At 44.5% G+C, this 21,522-nt stretch carries 18 protein-coding genes; 8 read left to right on the top strand and 10 right to left on the bottom strand.

The window, feature by feature from the left end; genetic code table 11:
- Window position 1: 1 nt before the first annotated feature.
- From IGI71_RS02240 to IGI71_RS02230, 3 genes are read right to left on the bottom strand one after another with little or no spacing between them, the layout of a single operon-like run.
- The gene (locus IGI71_RS02240; protein ID WP_010748713.1) at window positions 2-697 is read right to left on the bottom strand and encodes an L-ribulose-5-phosphate 4-epimerase; all 696 of its coding nucleotides are present in this window, start codon (window positions 695-697) and stop codon (window positions 2-4) included.
- A 19-nt stretch (window positions 698-716) separates the two neighbouring features.
- Window positions 717-2,312: a xylulokinase gene (locus IGI71_RS02235; RefSeq protein ID WP_081116183.1), complete on the bottom strand. Its 1,596-nt coding sequence runs from the start codon at window positions 2,310-2,312 to the stop codon at window positions 717-719.
- A 4-nt stretch (window positions 2,313-2,316) separates the two neighbouring features.
- Window positions 2,317-3,423 (bottom strand): GntR family transcriptional regulator, encoded by a 1,107-nt coding sequence (locus IGI71_RS02230; protein WP_081116182.1) that lies wholly within the window; start codon window positions 3,421-3,423, stop codon window positions 2,317-2,319.
- Window positions 3,424-3,572: 149 nt separating this feature from the next.
- Between IGI71_RS02230 and IGI71_RS02225 the strand changes: the two genes are divergently transcribed.
- The 4 genes from IGI71_RS02225 (at window position 3,573) to IGI71_RS02210 (ending at window position 8,541) form a co-directional block, all read left to right on the top strand.
- On the top strand, window positions 3,573-4,439 hold the full coding sequence (locus tag IGI71_RS02225; RefSeq protein ID WP_081116181.1) for an SHOCT domain-containing protein: 867 nt from the start codon (window positions 3,573-3,575) through the stop codon (window positions 4,437-4,439).
- Between the two features lie 205 nt (window positions 4,440-4,644).
- Entirely contained in the window at window positions 4,645-5,475 is an 831-nt protein-coding gene (locus tag IGI71_RS02220; protein ID WP_010748709.1) for a helix-turn-helix domain-containing protein, read from the top strand.
- A gap of 107 nt (window positions 5,476-5,582) precedes the next feature.
- Window positions 5,583-6,692 (top strand): ABC transporter ATP-binding protein, encoded by a 1,110-nt coding sequence (locus tag IGI71_RS02215; protein WP_005227260.1) that lies wholly within the window; start codon window positions 5,583-5,585, stop codon window positions 6,690-6,692.
- Window positions 6,693-7,245: 553 nt separating this feature from the next.
- The gene (locus IGI71_RS02210) at window positions 7,246-8,541 is read left to right on the top strand and encodes an ISL3-like element ISEfa11 family transposase (RefSeq protein ID WP_016249833.1); all 1,296 of its coding nucleotides are present in this window, start codon (window positions 7,246-7,248) and stop codon (window positions 8,539-8,541) included.
- Between the two features lie 185 nt (window positions 8,542-8,726).
- Here the strand turns inward: IGI71_RS02210 and IGI71_RS02205 are convergent, their stop codons facing one another.
- The 4 genes from IGI71_RS02205 to chvE all read right to left on the bottom strand — a co-directional run bounded on the left by IGI71_RS02205 (window position 8,727) and on the right by chvE (window position 13,049).
- Window positions 8,727-9,062 carry a PTS sugar transporter subunit IIB gene (locus IGI71_RS02205; protein ID WP_010748708.1) on the bottom strand — a complete coding sequence of 112 codons (336 nt, stop codon included), beginning with the start codon at window positions 9,060-9,062 and terminating at the stop codon, window positions 8,727-8,729.
- Between the two features lie 12 nt (window positions 9,063-9,074).
- Complete coding sequence (mmsB, locus tag IGI71_RS02200) at window positions 9,075-10,271, bottom strand: multiple monosaccharide ABC transporter permease (RefSeq protein ID WP_231472812.1); 1,197 nt, start codon at window positions 10,269-10,271, stop codon at window positions 9,075-9,077.
- A gap of 1 nt (window position 10,272) precedes the next feature.
- Window positions 10,273-11,802 (bottom strand): multiple monosaccharide ABC transporter ATP-binding protein, encoded by a 1,530-nt coding sequence (mmsA, locus tag IGI71_RS02195; RefSeq protein WP_005231476.1) that lies wholly within the window; start codon window positions 11,800-11,802, stop codon window positions 10,273-10,275.
- 146 nt (window positions 11,803-11,948) lie between these two features.
- Entirely contained in the window at window positions 11,949-13,049 is a 1,101-nt protein-coding gene (gene chvE, locus IGI71_RS02190; protein WP_005231478.1) for a multiple monosaccharide ABC transporter substrate-binding protein, read from the bottom strand.
- 232 nt (window positions 13,050-13,281) lie between these two features.
- On the opposite strand from chvE, the gene IGI71_RS02185 reads away from it, so the two are divergent.
- The 3 genes from IGI71_RS02185 to IGI71_RS02175 are packed head-to-tail and all read left to right on the top strand — an operon-like array spanning window position 13,282 to window position 17,276.
- Complete coding sequence (locus IGI71_RS02185) at window positions 13,282-14,286, top strand: ABC transporter substrate-binding protein (protein WP_430616159.1); 1,005 nt, start codon at window positions 13,282-13,284, stop codon at window positions 14,284-14,286.
- Window positions 14,287-14,296: 10 nt separating this feature from the next.
- On the top strand, window positions 14,297-15,745 hold the full coding sequence (locus IGI71_RS02180; protein WP_010748706.1) for a sensor histidine kinase: 1,449 nt from the start codon (window positions 14,297-14,299) through the stop codon (window positions 15,743-15,745).
- Window positions 15,723-17,276 (top strand): response regulator, encoded by a 1,554-nt coding sequence (locus IGI71_RS02175; RefSeq protein WP_010748705.1) that lies wholly within the window; start codon window positions 15,723-15,725, stop codon window positions 17,274-17,276. Before IGI71_RS02180 ends, IGI71_RS02175 begins: the two co-directional genes overlap by 23 nt.
- 81 nt (window positions 17,277-17,357) lie before the next feature.
- Here IGI71_RS02175 and IGI71_RS02170 read toward each other — a convergent pair whose 3' ends face one another.
- Both IGI71_RS02170 and IGI71_RS02165 read right to left on the bottom strand, forming a co-directional pair.
- Complete coding sequence (locus tag IGI71_RS02170; protein WP_428211196.1) at window positions 17,358-19,430, bottom strand: DNA topoisomerase III; 2,073 nt, start codon at window positions 19,428-19,430, stop codon at window positions 17,358-17,360.
- Window positions 19,363-19,740, bottom strand: a complete 378-nt coding sequence (locus IGI71_RS02165; protein ID WP_005227251.1) for a DUF1033 family protein — start codon at window positions 19,738-19,740, stop codon at window positions 19,363-19,365. The genes IGI71_RS02170 and IGI71_RS02165 overlap by 68 nt, the downstream gene beginning before the upstream one ends.
- A 311-nt stretch (window positions 19,741-20,051) precedes the next feature.
- On the opposite strand from IGI71_RS02165, the gene IGI71_RS02160 reads away from it, so the two are divergent.
- Complete coding sequence (locus tag IGI71_RS02160) at window positions 20,052-20,912, top strand: AAA family ATPase (protein WP_010748704.1); 861 nt, start codon at window positions 20,052-20,054, stop codon at window positions 20,910-20,912.
- Between the two features lie 57 nt (window positions 20,913-20,969).
- Here IGI71_RS02160 and IGI71_RS02155 read toward each other — a convergent pair whose 3' ends face one another.
- On the bottom strand, window positions 20,970-21,260 hold the full coding sequence (locus IGI71_RS02155; RefSeq protein ID WP_010748703.1) for a hypothetical protein: 291 nt from the start codon (window positions 21,258-21,260) through the stop codon (window positions 20,970-20,972).
- Window positions 21,261-21,522: the final 262 nt, after the last annotated feature.

The raw sequence follows: 21,522 nt of genomic DNA, 5'->3' as shown, positions 1-21,522 counted from the left end.
GTTATTTTTGCCCGTAATAGGCATTTTCTCCATGTTTGCGTAAATAATGTTTGTCTAAGACCCGCTGCGGCAATTCGGGTGCGTAACTGTTCAGCTGACGCGTGATAAAATTCATCTTAGCGACTTCTTCTAAGACCACTGCGTTCATCACCGCCGCATCCGCCGTTTTGCCCCAGGTAAATGGTCCATGACCGTGAAGCAAGACACCAGGAATTTCTTCTGGCGTGATGCCGCGTTCCTTAAAGGTTTCGACGATCACCTGTCCTGTTTGTGCTTCATAGCCTTCATCGATCTCGGTTTGCGTCAAAAAGCGGGCACAGGGGACTGCTCCATAAAACGTATCGGCATGGGTTGTGCCCATCGCTGGCAAATCGAGTCCTGCCTGAGCCCAGCTCGTCGCCCAAGTAGAATGGGTATGGACGATCCCACCAATTTCTGGAAATGCTTTGTATAAAACGGCATGCGTTGGCGTATCGGAGGAAGGATTTTTCGCTCCTTCCACTACGTTGCCCTCAAAATCACAAACCACCATATCACTGGCTTGCATGGTTTCATAGTCAACACCGCTAGGTTTGATGACAAACAATTGCTGTTGGCGATCCACTGCTGACACATTGCCCCAAGTGTATTTGATCAATCCTTGCTTCGGCAATGCCAAATTGGCCTGAAAGACTTCTTCTTTTAATCCTTCTAACACAAAATTCCCTTCTTTCTTTTTAAATCAACGCATCGATTGCCGCTTGCTCGATCGGCAACCCTGCTTGGTAACGTTGGGTAAAGACGGTGAACCCTTGAATGTCGGCTTCTGTCGGGGCTAAGGTCACGCCGTGGTCATTTTTAAACACTTGATCTGCTAAGAATGCGGCCAAGGATTGTTCTGGCGTGTGACGGCGAAGGTACGCTGCTAAAAGGGCGATCCCCCAGGCGCCGCCTTCACCAGCCGTTTCCATGACCGTGACTGGGGCTTCCATGACAGCTGCCAAGACACGTTGGGCAACTTCTGGCGTCTTGAAGATCCCACCGTGACCAACGATTCGATCAATAGCGACGTCTTCGGCTTCCAGAATCTTCATCCCGATCTTCATCGCACCAAAGGCACTAAACAGATGTAAGCGCATGAAATTTGCTAAAGTAAAAGAACTTTCTGGCGATCGGACGAAAAGCGGCCGTCCTTCAGGGATCTTAGTGATATTTTCACCAGAATAATAGCCATAAGAAAGCATCCCGCCACAGTCTGAATCCCCTTTCAATGCTTCGTTGAATAAGGTCGCAAACAATTCTTCTGTGGAAAGTTTCATTCCAGCTGCATCGGCAAATTCGCGGAAAAGTTTGACCCAGGCATTGATCTCCGAGGTACAGTTATTCGTATGGACCATCCCCACCAAATCACCAGAAGGCGTCGTGACCAAATCGATCTCTGGATACACTTTAGTTAAGGGTTCTTCTAAGACGATCATGGCAAAAGCAGACGTCCCGGCTGAAACATTCCCGCTTCGCTGTGCCACACTATTCGTGGCAACCATGCCAGTGCCCGCATCGCCTTCTGGCGGACATAACGGGATGCCAGCTTGCAAAGTACCAGTTGGGTCGAGTTTTTTTGCCCCTTCTGCCGTCAATGTGCCGGCTGGTTCGCCTGCTGTCAACACTTGCGGCAAAAGGTCTTTGATCTGCCAAGGATACCCCTGACTGCTGATTTGTGCATCAAATTGCTGCAGCATATTCGCATCATAGTTTTTTGTCGTACTGTCGATTGGGAACATCCCTGATGCATCGCCGATTCCGATAACTTTTTCCCCTGTCAGCTGCCAATGGACATAGCCGGCTAAGGTAGTGAAAAAAGCAACCTCTGGGACGTGGGCTTCTTGATTCAAAATCGCTTGATACAAATGCGCGATACTCCAACGCTGCGGGATGTTGTATTGGAACAATGCCGTCAAGGCTTTTTCTGCTTCTTCCGTGATCGCATTGCGCCATGTCCGAAAAGGTACCAACAGCGTGCCTTGCTGATCAAAAGCCATATAGCCGTGCATCATTGCAGAAAAACCGATACTGCCGATCGTCGTCAAAGGTACCTCGAATTGCTGTTGGATGTTGTGCGCCAACTCTTGGTAGCTGGCTTGCAGTCCTTGCCAAATCGCCTCTAGTGAGTAGGTCCAAATCCCTTGCTCCAATTGATTTTCCCATTCAAAGCTACCTGAAGCGATCGTCTGAAACTGCTCATCGATCAAGACAGCTTTGATCCGTGTCGAGCCTAGCTCGATCCCAAGAGACGTGCGCCCGTCAATAATTGCTTGCCTTACTTGTTGCGTCATCTTCTTATTCTCCTTTTTGGTTATTGACTGAACCGCGAACGATCAGCTCCGGTTCAAAATAAAAGCGTTGCGCTTCTGTTGCCTTACCTGTAGTGATCCATTGTGCCGCCAATTCCCCCATCGCTTCTTTCGGGTGAGTCAGTGTGGTGATCGTCGGTGTGGACAAGGTGCTAAGAGGCGAGTCATCGTTACCCACGATCGAAAAATCAGTAGGAACGTTCTTCCCAGCAGCCGTCAATGCTTGAATCAAGCGATGCGCGATCTCATCGTTGTAACAAACGATGCCTGTGACTTGATTATCGGCAGCCGTCAAGCGCTGGATCGCTTGTTCAATAACGGCTTCTTTCGTCTCCGTCGTATACGTCAAGACGTCTTCTGCTGCAAACGTCCGCTTGGCTTGGGTCAATGCTTTGACAAACCCTTTCATCCGATATTTCCCTTGTAAGTCATCGATTTTCGTGATCATCATCAACTGCTGATGCTGTTGTTCTAATAAATAATTGGTTGCTAAAAAACCAGAACGTGTATCGTTGACACAAATATGCGGCAAGTCTAGTTCTTCATAATAGGCATTGATCATGACGAGAGGAATCCCAGCTTCTTGGAGGGCGACATAATAGGCAAGATTCGGGTTGTACTGGCTGCTCTTCGTTGGCTCAACGATCAACCCGTCTACCCCTTGATCCATCATTTGCTGCAAGCACGCTCTTTCTTGCTCATGGTCATTGTTGGTTGATCCTAGAAGCAGTGAATAACCTTGCTCCCGCAATGTCTGTTCCACGCCGCGCATGATCGAAGGGAAAATATAATCAGACAAATAGGTCATGATGATCCCAATCGTTTTGCGGTTTTTATGATTGATAGTCTCAGGTTTTGAAACGTAGGTGCCTGAGCCCCGTTCTTTTCTTAAATAGCCTTCATTGACCAAAACAGCGATCGCTTGGCGCACCGTGTGGCGGCTATAATGAAATTCTTCCTGTAAGGTTGCTTCTGAAGGGATCGCATCGCCTTCTTGATAGGTGCCTAAGCGGATCTTTTCTCTTAAGATATCCGCAAGTTGTTCGTACTTATTCGCCATTTTAATCCCATCTTTCAAAAGTTGTCCGTACATCTAAGATACCAAGAAACCGCTTCCGTGTCAATTGCTGCTATGGCTTTTTTTCTAAAAAAACCTAACGAAAAGAAGATAAATGATAAATTCCCTTTATTTTCATCAGAATAAAACGAATCAAAACACTATTTGTTGTATAATTGAATAAAATGTTGCTTATTACGTTTAAGGAGGTAAGTATTTTGACGAGAACACCTAATGAAACCTACGAGGAACCCATTATTTTGTATTCAAAAAAATATCGAGAAAATCGCAGACATGATGCCAGCTGTCGTTGGATCATTACGAAAAAAGGCGTCTGGATAAACAACACCCATCCAAAAATCCCAGATGAAAAGATCCCCATGGCAAAAATTGCCGATGTGGAATTACATATAGGCAAAGGTCTCTTAGTGGACTACCTCCGACTGCAGGTACCAGGTAATTCTCAATTGCTCTATTTCACCAATCGAATCGATGCCCAAAAAGCCTATGAATTTTTAACGGATCATTTGGCAGCACTTGGTGGGCAATCAGCCAAAAGTTACGTGGATGAAGAGGCTGGAAAAATCAAATTACTTTCCTATCATTATCGTGATGCTTGGGTCATTTCAGAAGATACCCTCACAATCATCGATTACAAGAAGAAAGCGAAACAGGTTCTGCAGATTCCCCAAATTACCAGTGTCAATTTGAAAGAAGTTGCTGAATCAGGTCTTTGGAAAGGCAATGGCTTTTTAGAATTGTATATTGGCGGCGGAGCGATCAGAGAAACCCATTCCTTCAGACGAATGGAACCGAATCACTCTCTTTGCTTTGCCGAAAAAGACCTGGTGATTGCTCGGATCATACAGCGCTACCTCACCAACTTCCCTCGGGAGCGGTCGGTCCCGTTAACGAACCCATCGCCGCCGCCAGCTGCGAAGCCGACGGAAGCGCTCATTGCTGAACTACGCGAACTAAAAGTGCTGGTCGACGAAGGAATTTTGACTGAAGAAGAATTTGCATTCAAGAAAAAACAACTGTTAGGATTATAGAAGCAATCACTTCGGAGAAAAAAGCCGCCCTCCTGCCATGAGAAGGCAGAGCTTTCGGTGAAGGGCTGTGCTTTTTTCCTGGGAAAATTTTGAACGGTTTTTTTAGAACATGCTATACTAAATGAAGAATACGTAGAGTATCTCAAAGGAGGTCTTTCTCATTTTTTCTTTTAATGACATCAAAGCACGTTTCCCCCAGGCAACGTTGCATGACAAAGTTGCCACAACGAAGGATATCGAATCCATCGCATTCGGCAAAAAATATATTTGGCTGCCAACTGACCAATTAAGTGACAGTGAAAAATTGCTGATCCAACTGGGAAACGGCTCTTTGCAACCAGAAATCGATAACCGAAACCATCCATGGTATCCGATTTTATTTGAACATCAGCCCGTTCAAGAGCCGGAGTGGATTCGCCTGCTGCAAGTTCATTTCACCCGAACCATCGACTCTTTGCAATCCGAATGGCTCGCAGAGATTCAGCAAATGCTCCCTAGCGTGGTGGATCTTTTTTTCCTCACCGAAGACCATGCAGTGATCGTAGAAAAACAAGATGGTGCCAATTTGCCCATCGAAGATCTCGACGGCTTATTCGTCGCTTTGGATATGGATTTCGACTGCTATTCTCAGCTGTTCGTCGGTCCCTTCCATCATCCGCGCCACGATTTCACTACCTTATGGGCAAGTGAGTCTACCCTGTTCAAAAATGAGTTAAAAACGAAAACCACCAGTAAAAGTATGGATCTGCCCAAAGTGGTCTTCTCTCTTTTTCGCAACGGCTTTTCCGAGTATATTTCCTTGTTTCGTACCTTATATCTAGATTGGTTTGAAGAAGAGACCGAAACGATCATTCAATCACTGTGGCGCAATCAAGGCAATGCAAGCTCCACAGCCAAAGAACTGTTCATGCATCGGAATTCTCTCCTATATAAGATCGATAAGTTTCAAACACTGACACGTTTAAATTTAAAAAATATGGATGATCTGCTGCTTTGCTATTTATTGATCGATCAGTTCACCCATCAGAGCAATTAAACAACATGCACAAGAAAACGTTTTTTTCTTGTGCATGTTTCCGTTGCACCTTCGAAGCGTTTTCATTTATGATGTTCATGTAAACTAAATGGAAAGAGGTAATCCCAATGGTAGAAATGGCCTTAAAAAATATCCACAAAAAATATGATAATAATGATGCGTATTCGGTAACTGATTTTAATTTAGATATCGCAGATCGCGAATTCATCGTTTTCGTTGGACCTTCTGGTTGCGGAAAATCAACAACGCTTCGAATGATCGCTGGTTTAGAAGATATTTCTGAAGGCGAATTGAGCATCGGTGGAAAAGTAATGAACGATGTGGCACCAAAAGACCGCGACATCGCGATGGTTTTCCAGAACTACGCATTGTATCCCCATATGACTGTTTTCAACAACATGGCATTTGGTTTGAAATTGCGTAAATACGACAAAGAAGAAATTAAAAAACGGGTAGAAAATGCCGCTGAGATCTTAGGATTGACAGAATACTTAGATCGTAAACCAGCTGCCCTTTCAGGTGGTCAGCGTCAACGGGTTGCCCTAGGCCGTGCCATCGTCCGTGATGCCAAAGTCTTCTTGATGGATGAGCCGTTGTCAAACTTAGATGCGAAATTGCGGGTTGCCATGCGTGCGGAAATCGCAAAATTACACCAACGTTTAGAAACAACGACGATCTATGTAACCCATGACCAAACAGAAGCGATGACCATGGCTGACCGGATCGTTATCATGAAAGATGGCTTCATTCAACAAATCGGTTCACCAAAAGAAGTCTACAACACACCGAAAAACATTTTCGTTGCCGGCTTTATCGGTTCACCAGCAATGAACTTCTTCAATGTTACGTTGAAAAACGGTATGATCTCTGATGGACAAAGCTTGAACTTACGTATTCCTGAAGGCAAGAACAAGATTCTTGTGGAAAAAGGGTACGAAGGCAAACAATTAGTCTTTGGTATTCGTCCAGAAGATATTCACAGTGAACAAATCGCATTGGAAGCTTCTCCTGAAGCAACTGTACGTGCCGAAGTAGTCGTATCTGAATTATTAGGTGCAGAAACGATGCTTTATACACGCGTAGGTGCGACTGAATTTATCTCGAAAGTTGATGCTCGTGACTTCCACCGTCCAGGTGAAACAGTTGATTTGGCTTTCAACATCAACAAAGCACACTTCTTCGACAAAGATTCAGAAAATGTCATCACACTTCCTTAATTTGTAGTTACCATGCACTGTTCTCGGATTTGCCCCCTAGGCAGTCGCATTTAACTAATATCCACTTTTATTCCTTATTTGTATCCCCTAAAAACAGACAGTCAGCAGACTGTCTGTTTTTGGGTTTCGTTGTGTTTCCTACGAAACGCTTAGTTACGAACGAGAAACCAGAAGCGGTGTAAGCAGCTCATTTCCCCCCTTCTACCGCCCACAGCCTCGATGCTTTAAGTACGTGAAACACTCGCCCATCACTTGCCTTTAGACAACATACGCGTGGTGTCAGCTTCGTCCTCTTCCCCCTCAACTTCTCTTTTGTTTGTCTATGATGCGATGTCCTAAACACGAGAAAACGAACCAACGGGCTTGCCACGCATTGCTGCTTAAGAGGGGCTTTCTTGGCTAGTGTAGGCAAAAAAGGGCTCTATAATTTATGGGACTGATGAATCAGAATTGATTCTTCAGCCCCATTTTCATTTTAGGTATTAAAAAACATATCGTTCTCTAGTATGATTAAATCACCACAAAATAAACAACTGAGAGGACGATATGCTATATGAATGATTCTATCAAAAAAATGCTGAGAATAATAGAGAAAGATTTGATGATTACAGAGGTCTCTTACGAGACCCTTCAGAAGAAAAAGACGTTGGTCGTCGATGCTGTTCTCTCGCCTACTCCTCGTGCTTGTAGAAGTTGTGGTTCTACTGTGGTAGATGGAAACGGGAAAGCAATTATAGTGAAAAATGGGAAGAAGGAAACAATTGTCCGTTTTGAACAATACAATCATATGCCTTTGGTTATGCGCCTAAAAAAGCAGCGCTATACCTGTAAAAACTGTCGCACCCATTGGACTGCTCAAAGTTATTTTGTCCAACCCAGACATTCAATCGCAAATCATGTTAGATATAAAATTGCTTCTTTACTGACTGAAAAAGTATCTTTATCTTTTATTGCGAAAAGCTGTCAGGTATCTTTGACCACCGTTATTCGTACATTGAAAGAGTTTAAAAGCTATTTACCAAAGCAATCTAAGAAGATTCTCCCAAGAGTATTGATGGTTGATGAATTTCGTTCGCATGCTTCCATAGAAGATAAAATGAGCTTTATTTGTGCAGATGGCGAAACAGGAAAATTAATAGATGTTTTGCCTACGCGTAAATTACCTCGATTAACAAGCTATTTCTTAGGTTGTACCAATCCAGAAGAAGTAGAATTCTTGGTGACAGACATGAACGCCGCCTACTTCCAGCTCACCAAACGTGTTCTGCCAAATGCGAAAGTCGTGATTGATCGGTTTCATATTGTCAAACACATGAATCAAGCGTTCAATGAGTTGCGTATCCGTGAAATGAATGAACTTCGTAAAGCCGGACAGAAAAGCCAGGCAGAAAAACTGAAAAAGAACTGGCGCTTTTTGCTAAAAAATCGTGCAAACATCAACCATTATGAATACAAAACATGGAAAAGTTTCCGAGCACCAAAATACCCATTTCTTACTGAAGCAATGATGATTGATCGATTGCTTGAGTTTTCTCCGCCCCTAAAGGAGGCGTATCGCTTTTTTCATGAATTAGTTGAAGCCTTTCGAGACAAAGACCCTGACTTATTTTTCTCCTTATTGGCAGAACTTCCCGAAACGTTAGATGACGGCTTTCGGGAAAAGCTTCAAAACCTTCTGACCTATGAAGAAGGCATCACCAACGCAATGATCTATCCTTATTCCAATGGAAAAATAGAAGCGAAGAATACCCACATAAAGACAATGAAACGAGTATCCTACGGATTTAAATCATTCGAGAACATGAGAATTAGAATCTTTTTGATCAATCAATTAATCAATGTAAGATAACAAAAAATCTGAGCCAGAATCTGGTTCATTCTGACCCAGATTTGATTTTGCACAACTCATCAGTCCTTATTGACAAAGAGCCCAAAAAAGCACCACAAAAAGAGTAGTGCTTGTAGGGGATGACAAGCACTACTCTGGGGAGCCTATTCAACTGCTGACCACCTAGCTTTTTGCCAAGCTGCTGGTTAGCGATCGTTTTGCAAGAGGGTCAGGCTGTCTGCAAGGACAGCTTCGCCATCTAACAACTCGTAATCTGTTTCTTTGATCAATTTATAAGGCACCGCTTTGACCATGAGAAAGTCTTTCAATCGATTGACTTCGTACTTCGACTGCGGACCGATCAGCAAGGCATCGACAGTCTGCTGCTGCAGGATCTGTTCAGCAATGATGGCTGGTGCCGAATAGATATGCACGGCTAATCCTTTTTCATCTGCAGCTCGCTGCATATTTTTCACTAAGAGACCCGTAGTGATACCTGCGGTACAAATCAATAAAATCGTCTTTTGTGCTTGTTCCTCCATAAACAGGCCCTCCTACGATATTTTCTTTTTCTTATTGTAGATATCCAACACGACGGCCAGCAGCAAAATCAATCCTTTGATGGCTTGCTGCCAATCGACACCGACTCCTAAGATCGACATCCCATTGTTTAAGACACCCATCACGAGCCCACCAACGATCGCGCCCATCACAGTACCAATACCGCCTGAGGTGGAAGCACCGCCGAAATACACTGCGGCCATTGCATCTAATTCCATTGACGTTCCTGCTTGCGGGGTGGCTGCGTTCAACCGAGCGGCTAAAACCAAGCCCGCCAAAGCTGCCATCATCCCCATGTTCACGAAGACCCAGAAGGTGATTTTCTTCGTCTTGATCCCAGAAAGTTCGGCTGCTTTTTTGTTGCCGCCGGTTGCATAGATTTGACGACCAGCAACGGTTTTGTTAGTCAAAAAGCCATAAGCAGCCACGATCACCCCTAAGACGATCAAAATGATCGGATACCCTTGATAAGAGGCAAAGATATAGGTAGCGCCGAGAAATACGACCGCAGTAAAGGCGGCTTTAAAGGCAAATGCTGCCATTGATTCCACTTCAAAAAGATTTTTTTTGCGACGCTCACGGGTCCGCCATTGGCCTAAAATCAGGATGCCCGTGATCACTACACCTAAAATCATGGAAAGTAAATGGATCTGACCGCCTGCAATATCTGGCAAATACCCAGTAGAAATTTGTTGGAATGCCTTGGGAAACGGCGCCAATGATTGACCACCTAAGACGACTTGGGTCAGTCCTCGAAACATCAGTAAACCAGACAAGGTCACAATAAATGCTGGGATACCGACATACGCGACCCAGAAGCCTTGCCAGGCACCGATCACTGCGCCCATCAGTAAGCAAAGAGGCACTGCCAGCCAAGGACTGATGCCGTTATTGACCATTAAGACGCCTGCAATCGCACCGACAAACGCCATCACGGACCCTACGGATAAATCAACGTGTCCTAACAAGACGACCAAGAGCATACCAGCTGCCAAAACGAGAATATGACTGTTTTGCAACACGAGGTTGGTGATATTCAGCGGCCGCCAGAAAATCCCGTCGGTCATGAGCTGAAAGGCCACCAGCAGCACTGCTAAGATAATGATCATACTGTATTTGCTAAAGATTTCCAGTGCCTTTTCTTTCAGCGAATGGCTGCGTTCTTTTTTTAATTTATTGGTTGTTTCCATCTCAAACCCCACTCTCTTCTAATGTCATTAGATTCATCAATCGTTCTTGGTCCGCCTCTTCCCGCAGGACCTCGCCAGTGAAGCGGCCTTCGTTCATCGTATAGATTCGGTCACACATGCCTAATAGTTCTGGCAGCTCCGAGGAGATGATGCAAATGGCTTTGCCAGCTGCTGCCATCTCTTCGATGATCGTATAGATTTCGTATTTCGCCCCGACATCGATCCCACGGGTCGGTTCATCTAAAAATAAGATGTCTGGTGTGGTCATCAGCCATTTTGCCAAAACGACTTTTTGCTGATTCCCGCCGCTCAAGCTGCCGACGTTTTGATAGATCGAATTGGTTTTCGTCCGCATTTTTTTGCGGAATTCTTCAGCCATCGTGACTTCTTTTTCTTTATCGATGACCCCTTGGCGGCTGATTTTGGCAAGACTAGCAATGGTGGTATTCTCGCGAATATCCATCAGCAGATTCAAACCCAGCGCTTTTCGATCTTCCGACACATAGGCTAACCCATTTTTGATGGCGGTTGGCACGTCTTTGACAGAAATCGGTTGGCCGTCTTTATAGACTTCCCCCGAAATCGAACTGCCGTAGGAATGACCGAAGACACTCATGGCAAACTCTGTCCGTCCCGCACCCATCAAACCGGCGATGCCGATGATCTCTCCTTTGCGGATCATCAAGTTCAAATTCTCATTCACCACACGGGTATGGTCGATTGGATGATGGACCGTCCAATTTTTGACTTCAAAAAACGGTTCACCAATAGTGGGGTTCCGCTCTGGGTAGCGATTGGTCAAATCTCGGCCAACCATGCCGCGAATGATGCGCTCTTCAGAGATTTCGGCACCACTCAGCGTCTCGATCGTTTGCCCGTCACGTAAAATCGTGATGCGATCCGCCACATTGACGATTTCATTCAACTTGTGGGAGATGATGATCGAGGTGATCCCTTGGTTGCGGAACTCTTTGATCAGCTCTAACAGATTGGCACTTTCTTCTTCATTCAACGCCGCGGTTGGCTCATCTAAAATCAACAATCGGACGGATTTTGAAAATGCTTTGGCAATTTCCACCAGCTGTTGATGCCCGACACCGATTTGTGAAACCAGCGTATTCGGGTCTAATTTCAAGCCAACAATCTTTAAGAGGTTGTCTGTTTTCTTTTCGGTCAGATCCCAATCAATGATGCCGTGTTTGGCTTGTTCGTTTCCTAGAAAGATATTTTCTTTGATCGACAGGTAAGGACTTAATGCTAACTCTTGATGAATAATAACGATTCCTTTGTCCTCACTGTCTCGCAAATCTTTGAACTTGCATAACTCCCCTTCATAATAGATCTCTCCGTCATAGCTGCCGTAAGGATAGAGTCCGCTTAAGACATTCATCAGCGTGGACTTGCCAGCGCCATTTTCTCCACACAGTGCGTGGATCTCTCCTCGCTCGATCGAGAGGTTGACGTTATCAAGGGCGCGAACCCCTGAAAACTCTTTGACGATGCCTTTCATCATCAAAATATTATCTGCCATGTTCTTTCACCCTTTTCCTTTTTATGTAAAAGTGGTGCGCTGCCTTTGTAAGAAAAGCGGAAAGAACGAATATTGGGGATGATTCGTTCTTCCCTACTGCTTTCGGGGAAACTAGTATCTTTTCTCGCTGGATCAGCGCTTCTTGCTTAAATGCCTAGCTCTTCTTCTGTATAGTAATCGGTATCGATCAGTTCTTCTTTGTAGTTGTCGCTATCCACAGAAACGGGATTTGACAAGTAGGTTGGTACGACTTTGACGCCATTGTCATAGGTTTCCGTATCGTTGACTGGCACTTCCTCGCCATTGGTGATGGCTTCGATCATTTCGATCGTGTTTTTCGCCAACACCCGTGTATCTTTGAAAATCGTTTGGGTCTGTTCGCCCGCGATGATCGATTTCACCCCTGCCACCGTCGCATCTTGACCGGTAATCACAGGTAGTGGTTTATCGGAAGAACCATAGCCAACGCCTTTAAGCGATGAAATGATTCCTAGGCTGATTGGATCATAAGGTGAAAGAACGGCATCCAATGTTTGATCCGTATAGTTGGCACTCAACAAGTTGTCCATCCGAGCTTGCGCAGTTGAACCATCCCAACGCAAAGTAGCGATTTGGTTGAAGTTGGTTTGACCAGAAGGAACGACTAGCTGTCCGCTGTCAAAGTATTGTTGGAAGACCGAAAGGACCCCATTATAATTGATCAGTGCATTGTTATCATCTGGAGAGCCGCCGAATAATTCAATGTTAAATGGTCCTTCACCGTCTTTGAGACCCAATTTGTCTTCAATATAAGACGCTTGCAGCACGCCGACTCCAAAATTATCAAAGGTGGCATAATAATCGACGTATTCCGAGTTCATCAGTAAACGGTCATAGGCGATGACTGTGATATCTTCGTTATGGGCTTTTTCCAACACGTCTGTCAGTGCCGAACCATCGATCGAGGCGATCACTAAAGTATCAACGCCTTTGGTGATCATATTCTCAATTTGTGCCACTTGGTTTTCTACTTTGTCTTCTCCATATTGCAGGTCAGTTTTATAGCCGAGCTTCTCTAATTCTTCTACCATGTTGTCGCCATCTGCGATCCACCGTTCTGCCGATTTGGTCGGCATCGCGATCCCAACAAATCCTTTGTCTCCGTCACCGTTTGCCCCGCTGTCTGATCCATTCCCACAAGCTGCTAACAATCCGCCAACCAATAAGGTGGATGCTAGGACGACCAATTTACCAAAAGTACCTTTCATTGTGATCCCTCCATGTCTTTTTCTTACATTCTCAGTATAGCCAGTTAAGGAATCGCTTACATTTAGATTTTTTCGAGGTTTCTTGGATTTCTTGAGAAAAAACGACTCAGTTGCCCCCATTTCTTTTCGTAATCTTGGATTTTTTAAGATTCCCTTGGTTTTTATTTGATTTGATATTTTGTGTAAAGCGCTTCCGTATTTTTTAGTAGAATAGACCATAGAGGTGAAAAAAATGAGGAATATAAAAATTGGGTTACTCCTTTGTTTGTGTTTGTCTTTCTTGGCTGGTTGCCAAGCAGTCAAAGAAACGACCGCTGAAACATCGGAAGAAAGTATCGTGCTCGGTTTTTCTCAATCGGGAACAGAAAGCAGCTGGCGCAAGCGCCACACCGAATCGATTCGCACTGAATTAGAGAAGGAAGGCTATGAAGTGCTCTATCGTAACGGCTATATGAATCAAGAACGTCAGATTCAAGATATCCGCAGTTTTATCGTGTATCAAGTCGATGCCATCGTCTTTACCCCGATTCAGGAAAACAATTGGGAACCGATTTTGGAAGAAGCTGCGCAAGCGGGGATTCCCGTTTTCGTGGTGGACCGTCATGTCAACGTCAGCGATCCCTCCTTGTTTCTGACTCATATCGGGCCAAGCTTCAAAGCCGAGGGCAATCGTGCAGGTCTCTACGTCAGCAATTATTATAAAGAACATCAAAATGAAACGATCAATGTTTTAGAATTGACGGGACTGGATGCTACTTCTCCGACGTATTTGCGCTCAGAAGGGTTCCGAGAAACCATCAAGCGTGATTATGCCCACAACAATGTAACGATCCAAGTCAAAGATGAGCTAAATGGTGACTTCATTCGCCGCAAAGGCAAAGAAGTCATTGAACAATACATCGCAGAAGGCAAAATGGAGCAGATCGATGTCTTGTTCAGTCACAATGACGAGATGACTCTTGGCGCTCTTGAAGCCCTCGAAAAAACCGATATTGAGCCAGGGAAGGATTTGGTGATCGTATCGATCGATGCCCAAAAAGAAATGATCGACAAATTGAAGCAAGGGATCGTCAATTGTGTCGTTGAATGCAACCCAGATGCTGGTGTGTTCGTCAAAAATGCCATCTCGCGCTACTTGGCTCGCGGCGCCGATGCCATTCCTCGTGAAATCTATGTCCATGAAACAGTTTTTTCCAGTGATATGGACTTTGATCAGATTCCACCGAGAAATTATTGAGGAGATGAAGATGAAAACAAAAAGTATCAAGGGCATCTTCCAGCAGACCAACAAACTGATGATCCTCGTCGCCTTTATCCCCCTCGTAGTAAGCAGTGTCTTTTACTCGCGGCAGATTTTTATTTACCAAAACACCATCAACAATATTGAAGAAGCCAATCAATTATCGGAAAAAGTCGATGCCATTGTCTTGGAAGAAATGTGGGATTTAGTCTTTGGTCAAAAAACCGTCGCACAAGTTCAAGAAACCAATGTGATCGATGAACTAAGGAGCGATCTGCAGCACATTCAAGAAAATACCAGCACTGCCAAAGAACTCAATATTTTAGCAGTCGCCTTTCGGACGCTCGATTCTTTAGAAACCTATCAGCAACAGTTGATCGATAATATTCTCAACGATGAACCGGTGGAACAAAACCAATACGTCATGATCCAAGTGGATTCGGTGATCGATTTGCTATCCGATATTTTGCAGCAGTTTGTCGGAGTAGAGATCAGCTTAGCCAGCCAAACCAATCACGAACTGGTCCAATCCGTGTTGCTGCTGATCCTTTTTCAAGTCGTGTTACTTTTGATCATCTTTGCGATCATCAATAAAAACCGCCGCTTTGTTCGAGATAATCTGCAATACCCGCTGGATCGGTTGTTAGACCTTTCCAATGAACTATCCCAAGGACATTTGAGCTACCGAGCAGAACTGCCCGAAACCCCAGAGCTGCGGACTCTGACGAGTAGCTTGAATCGAATGGCAGATGACTTGACTCGGCTCTTGGAAGAAAATGCCTTGAAGCAGTATCACTTAGCCCAAAGTGAGGTGCGGGTCTTACAAGCCCAGATCACTCCACATTTCATCTATAATAGTTTAGATGCGATCGTTTCTTTGATCGAAGCTGCCCGTTACGAGCAAGCAACCGAAATGACTTATGCGCTGTCAGATTTTTTCCGCATCTCCTTAAGCAAAGGGCAAGACTGGATTCCGCTGGAAAAAGAATTGCGGCATGTGGACGATTACTTGAAGATTTTGCAGATCCGCTATGGCAGGATGCTGTCTTACACCATTGAAGATCAAACCGTCAGTCCAGAACTACAGGTTTTGAAAATGGTCCTGCAGCCCCTTGTTGAAAACGCCGTATATCATGGCACCAAGTTTGTCCGTCGTGTCGGCATGATTCGAATCACAGTGTCAGAATTGCCTCACCAGATTCAAATGACCATCAGTGACAACGGCGTTGGGATCGACCCTGAGCGTTTGCAGGAGATTCGTCGTAACCTTAAAGAAACCACTGATCCCGCCTCTGAGAGCGGCTATGGCCTATATAACGTCTATCGCCGTCTCCAGCTGAACTACGGCAGCGAAGCGCAACTGACGATCCACAGTCAATACCAAGAAGGCACCACGATTAACGTCACAGTACCAAAAAGGGAGGAACCCAACCATGTACAAAGTGTTCATAGTTGAAGATGAACATCTGATTCGCGATAGTTTGCGCCACCAAATCATGACTCTTGCCAAACAATACCCGATCGTTTATAGCGATGAAGCCGCAGATGGCGAATTGGCGCTGGCTTCGATCCTTGATCTGCGTCCTGATATTATTATCAGTGATATCAAAATGCCGTTTATGGACGGCTTGGTCTTTGCGAAAGAAGCCAAGAAATTATTGCCGCAAGTTCGCATTATTTTCGTTAGCGGCTTTGATGATTTTGACTATGCAAAAACGGCACTGCAGCTGCAAGCAGACGATTACTTGCTCAAGCCCATCAAAAACGAAGAATTAGAACAAGCCATCAAAACCGTCGTTCAACACTTAGATGAACAACAAGCCACTCATCAGCAATTATCCAAAGAAGACGATTTATTCGAAATGGAAATCAAAAAGAATCACTTTCTGAATCACCTCTTTAAACAAAAGATCACGATCTCAGAAGCCTTTTTGCAAGCAGAAGAACTGGGCCGGCGCTTTTCAGGCAAACAGTTTTGTGTGCTATTAGCAAAAACCCCCTTCAATCAAAGCTTTTCTGACTACACTCGCTTTAGCCAGCAGCTGACCAAAGCCTATGAACAAGATGATGCCGTCTTGTTCTCCAGTGTGTCCAGCCGCTTCATCAAGTTTTTGCTTTTTGACCATGACCGAGAACAAGTTTTAGAAAAAGCCTATCAGATCGCTCAAAGCCTCGTTCATGGTTCTGGGGAAGAAGTAGCAGTGGCGATCGGACCGGTAGCAGATCGCTTCTCGGGTATCTCTCTTTCTTATCAGAAAGCTCGTGACATGCTAAAAACCTATGGTAGCATCCGCAAGGAAAAAATCATCAGCTATGAAGACGACATTCGCGAAGGGGAACTATCCCCCACCAATCCTTTCAAAACCGACCTTGCTTCACGGCTGGCAAATGCTGGGAAACAGACGATCCCTGAGCTGATCGCTGAATTGATGGCGCCTCAAGGAACCGTTGAGCGAACGCAAATGTACCGTTTGTTCGTCTTAGTCGAACTGCTGGCATTGTTGAAGAAAAGAGACAGTCATTCGTTGCCCCAGATCGTTCAACACGCCCATGACTTAGACTATCTAGCGGCATTGACCCATGAGCCAGAGAACTATCAAACGACTCTGGCAGAACTGTTGCCATTATTAACCAAACAACCCATCAATCCTGCAATGGCGAAATATCAAAGCGTCATCAATCAAGCCAAAGCCTTTATTAGTGAGCACTTTTCTGATCCCAATATTTCCTTAAATGTAGTTGCTGAAAAAGTTCATTTGAGTCCAGCACATTTCAGCACCATCTTCTCGCAAGCCACTGATTCTACGTTTATCGAATACTTGACCGAGCAACGGTTGACCTTAGCTAAGGAACTGCTGTTAACGACCAATCTACGGCTATCTGAGATCGCCTTTGATGTTGGCTACAATGACCCAAATTATTTTTCCTTTTTGTTCAAGAAGAAAGAAAAAATCTCACCGAAAGAATACCGTCAAAAAAATGCCTAGATGAGTGAATGAATGGATGCAAAAAAAGAGTGAGGGACAGCAAAATCGTCCTCACTCTTTTTCATTTTCTACCTCATGCAGTTATTTCTTCTCCATAGCAGCTTTTAAAGCAGCTGCTAATGGGCTTTCTTGCGGTTCTTCTTGATTGATTTTGTTCATCAAGCGGCGTTCTTCGTGTTTCGACAGCTTTTTGCTGCGTTCCTTTTTATCCGCCATTTTTTCGGTGGTCCCATCGAATTTACAGCGGAAATAGGCGCCGTTTTTGCCTTCAATGATCTCCATCTTTCGGTGGCATTGCGGGCAGCGTCGGTTTGAAACTTTCGGGTCTTTCCGACGACGGTACTTGCAGGTGCCACTGGAGCAAACATAGATCTTGCCATCACGGGTATTTTTCTCCCGCAAGGGTTCACCGCATTCGGGACAACGTTTTTGGGTCAATGAGAAATCTTGGTACTTGCTTTCGCTTTGCTTGATTTCTTTGACCAGTTGTTTTGTGTCTGCTTCGATTTGTGCAAGGAAGGTTTGGGCAGAATAGGTGCCTTTCGCAATGGCTTCCAGTTCCTTCTCCCATTTTTCCGTCAATTCTGGTGTCACCAAGGATGGATTGACTAAGACTAACAGCTGCTTGCCTTTTGGCGATACTTGTAAGCCGCTTGGGGTCCGCTCCATCAGCTCAGATTTGATCAGCTTTTCAATGATCTCCGCACGGGTTGCCGGCGTACCGAGACTATGTTTTTCCATTTTACCTAAAAGAGTTCCTTCATTCAACGGTTTCGGTGGTGTGGTCAACTCTTTTTGGATGGTGAACTCAGGCTTGACGGTACTGCCTTTTTGCCAAGCTATGTCACTGGTTTCTTCTTCAGAAGTCGTTTTCCATCCCGCTTCTAACACGGTATTGCGGTTGAATACAAAGGTTTCTGAACCAAAGGTCACGGTCACTTTCTGCTGCTGCTTTTTATGGGGTTTCGCAAAGAGCATTAAGAAACGACTAACGATCATTTGATAGATCCGTTGTTCATCGGTAGTTAATTTTTCATAACGCGCCCGCTGTTCCGTTGGCAATAAGGCATGGTGATCGGTGACTTTTTTATCATTGAAGACAGCTTGCTGCACCACTTGTCCGCCATTTTTCAAGTATCCTTTGACTTCTGGGGCAAAATCCGCAACTGCCTGCAGGCGTTCCTTCATGGTTGCCTTCATATCATTGGTCAAATACTTGGAATCCGTCCTTGGGTAAGTGACGATTTTATGGGTTTCATACAAGCTTTGAACAAGCGACAAGGTCTTCTTGGCTGAAAACCCATAACGCTGATTGGCTTCTCGTTGGATCTCGGTCAAATCATAAGGCAATGGCGCGCTTTCTGTTTTGACCTTCTCTTCGATCGCTGTCACGCGACCATTTTGTTGACTCATTTGCTTGACCAATGCTTCGGCGTCGCTGCGTTCTTTTAGTTGATAGGGATTTTTTTGCTGCAGGCGGGCCTTGGCATCGCCTACGTTTAGGGTAATCACATGATAGGTTTGCGGACGGAAACTCTCGATCTGCATTTCCTGACTGCGCACCAAAGCTAAGGTAGGGGTTTGGACCCGACCCGCACTAAGATTGTCTTGATATTTGACCGTCAATGCCCGCGTGACATTCAATCCTACCAGCCAGTCGGCTTTTGCCCGCGCAAGGGCGGAGTAGTAAAGATTGTCGTAGTGCTTGGCTGACTGCAATTTTGCAAAGCCTTCTTTGATGGCTTTAGGGGTTTGCGAAGAAATCCACAAACGTTTGACTGGTTTGTCAAAACGAACCCACTCCAAAATCCAGCGAGCGACTAGCTCCCCTTCTCTTCCCGCATCGGTAGCGATCACGACTTCCCCGACATCTTTTCTTTGAGCCAGTTGTTTGATGGCTTTTAGTTGATGACCGGTTTTTGGTAACGGTTTGATCCCGATGGACTTAGGAATCATCGGTAACGTTTCCATCTGCCATGATGCCCACTCTTTGTTTAAATCTTCAGGCATTTTCAAGCCCAATAAATGACCAAGGGCCCAAGTAACGATCGCCTTGGGTCCTTCGTAATAATTTTTATTTTTTTGCTCACAGCCCAAAACTTTGCTGAGGTCTTTGGCAACGCTTGGCTTTTCCGCTAGAATTAGTTGTTTCATAAAAATCTTTCCTGCTTTCATCGACGACTTGCTGATATTCTTTAAGCAATGCCAGTCCAATATATTGTTGGAGGTAATCGTCGCATTCTTCGCACCAGCGTTCGTCTTCTTCATTCCAAAAAGCCGTCATAAAGTTTGATTTTGCATTTATGTACGAATACTCTTCTCTGATTTCTTGCCATTTTTGTTCATAAAATGACTGCGCCTCGCTGAAAGTTGCAAATGTGAACGCCTCTTGAATATCTGACTGCCATCCCTCAAAAAACCACCACGGTTCATTGTCCCCATACATGACTACTACTTGATACATTCCATTGCTCCTTTCACGATTCCTTCCTCATATTAGTCACTTTTACTTAAACTTGCAAGGAATAAGTTTCAGCATTTAAACATTGCTTTAAAAATTCATTAAACCCTCGTTTTTTTGTACGATTTATCGGTTGTTTAAGATTACATCATTTCTATGCCCCTATAGTCTAGCATAGATGTTTCCTATTGTGAATATAACATCAAAAGATTAAAAAAATATCAAACAAGATTTATTTTAACCTCGTAAAAAAAATTTGTCTGCGATGGATATGCTACAATAATGACAACCACGAAATTGCCAGGAGGTGCCCCATGTATCTCGAACAAATCACTTTTCCCGATCAAGAGACCGAGTTTGATTTTTTCCTTTCCATCAAACGAACCGTTTATGATTCTTACTACCCTTTTCAGATTCTCAGTGCCCGCCTTTTTCAGCAGATCGATTTTGAACCGGTCACGATCTTATATGGCGGCAATGGTTCTGGCAAAACCACCGCATTGAACGTGATTGCCGAAAAGATCCACGCGCAGCGCTTTGCTGCGTATAATCGCTCGAATTTTTTCGAGGACTACTTAGCCTACTGTACTACTGGCAGCATCGACGAACCGCAAGAAAAAGTACTTTTGACCAGCGATGATGTCTTTGATTACATGCTGGCTATTCGAAACTTGAATCAAGGGATCGATCATCGCCGAGAAGAAGTATTCCAAGAATACTACCAAGCAAAGTATGCAGACTTTCGTTTCACGGGTTTTGACGATTACCATGAATTGAAGAAAATCAATCTTGCACAATCTAACACACAGTCCAAATTCACCCGTAAGCACTTGATCGACAATGTCCGAGAATATTCCAATGGTGAAAGTGCCTTTCGCTTCTTTCAAGAAAAGATTCGTCCCAACAGCCTTTACTTATTAGATGAACCAGAAAATTCTCTTTCTGCTGAGCGTCAGCTGGAACTGGTGCAGTTACTGGAAGATTTTGTTCGCTATGAACAGTGTCAGTTCATTATTGCTACCCATAGTCCTTTCGTTTTGTCTTTAAAGGAAGCCAAAATCTATGATTTGGATCAAACGCCCGTCGATGTTCGGAAGTGGACCCAGTTAGCTAGTGTCCAGCAGTATTACCGCTTTTTTCAAGCACACCAAGCCGAATTTGATGATCGATCATGAGCCAAGCAACCCAGTTTCCGTCAAAGATTTCTTTTGGCGGCTTTTTTTCCGCCACACTCACACAAAGACCAAAATCAAATTGATCAGAGCAATAAAGAAGGCGATAACTCCCGCAATCTTGCCCCACTTGACTTCTGCTTGATTATACTGATCGGAATGCCCCGCAATTTGAGAGGACAAAAAGTAGAACTTTTTAAAAACAAGCAAATACCCGGCTAAACCCAATAGTACGGCTAAGGCAAGATGGTTGATTTGGCTTGAAACGACCTGAGCCTGATGAAGCATCACCACCCCTACGACACTAACGACAAACCCCGATTTCATGAGATTGGCTTTGGTACGATTCATGCTCCTCCTTGTATATTAGAGTTAGGGTTTTAACCTTCCGGTTTTGATTGGATAACCCTATGAACCATCGTTATTTTAATTTGGTATTAACTCATTCATTTTGAGATAATATATTTATTGGATTGAGAGGCTATGCCGTTGCCTCCTTGAGTTTTGAAGCTCGTAATCGAAAGACTGGCACCTCTCTCTGATAAGTGGATTACGTATGAGTTAGATGTTGAAAGTTTTTGCTTTACTCCGTATCTCGTACAAGGTAGTGACG

The sequence above is a fragment of the Enterococcus sp. DIV1279b genome (genome assembly GCF_050531515.1).
Taxonomy (GTDB): Bacteria; Bacillota; Bacilli; order Lactobacillales; family Enterococcaceae; genus Enterococcus_D; species Enterococcus_D casseliflavus.
The sequence above is the reverse complement of the archived record's forward strand: the minus strand, read 5'-3'. Positions and strand labels throughout refer to the sequence as shown.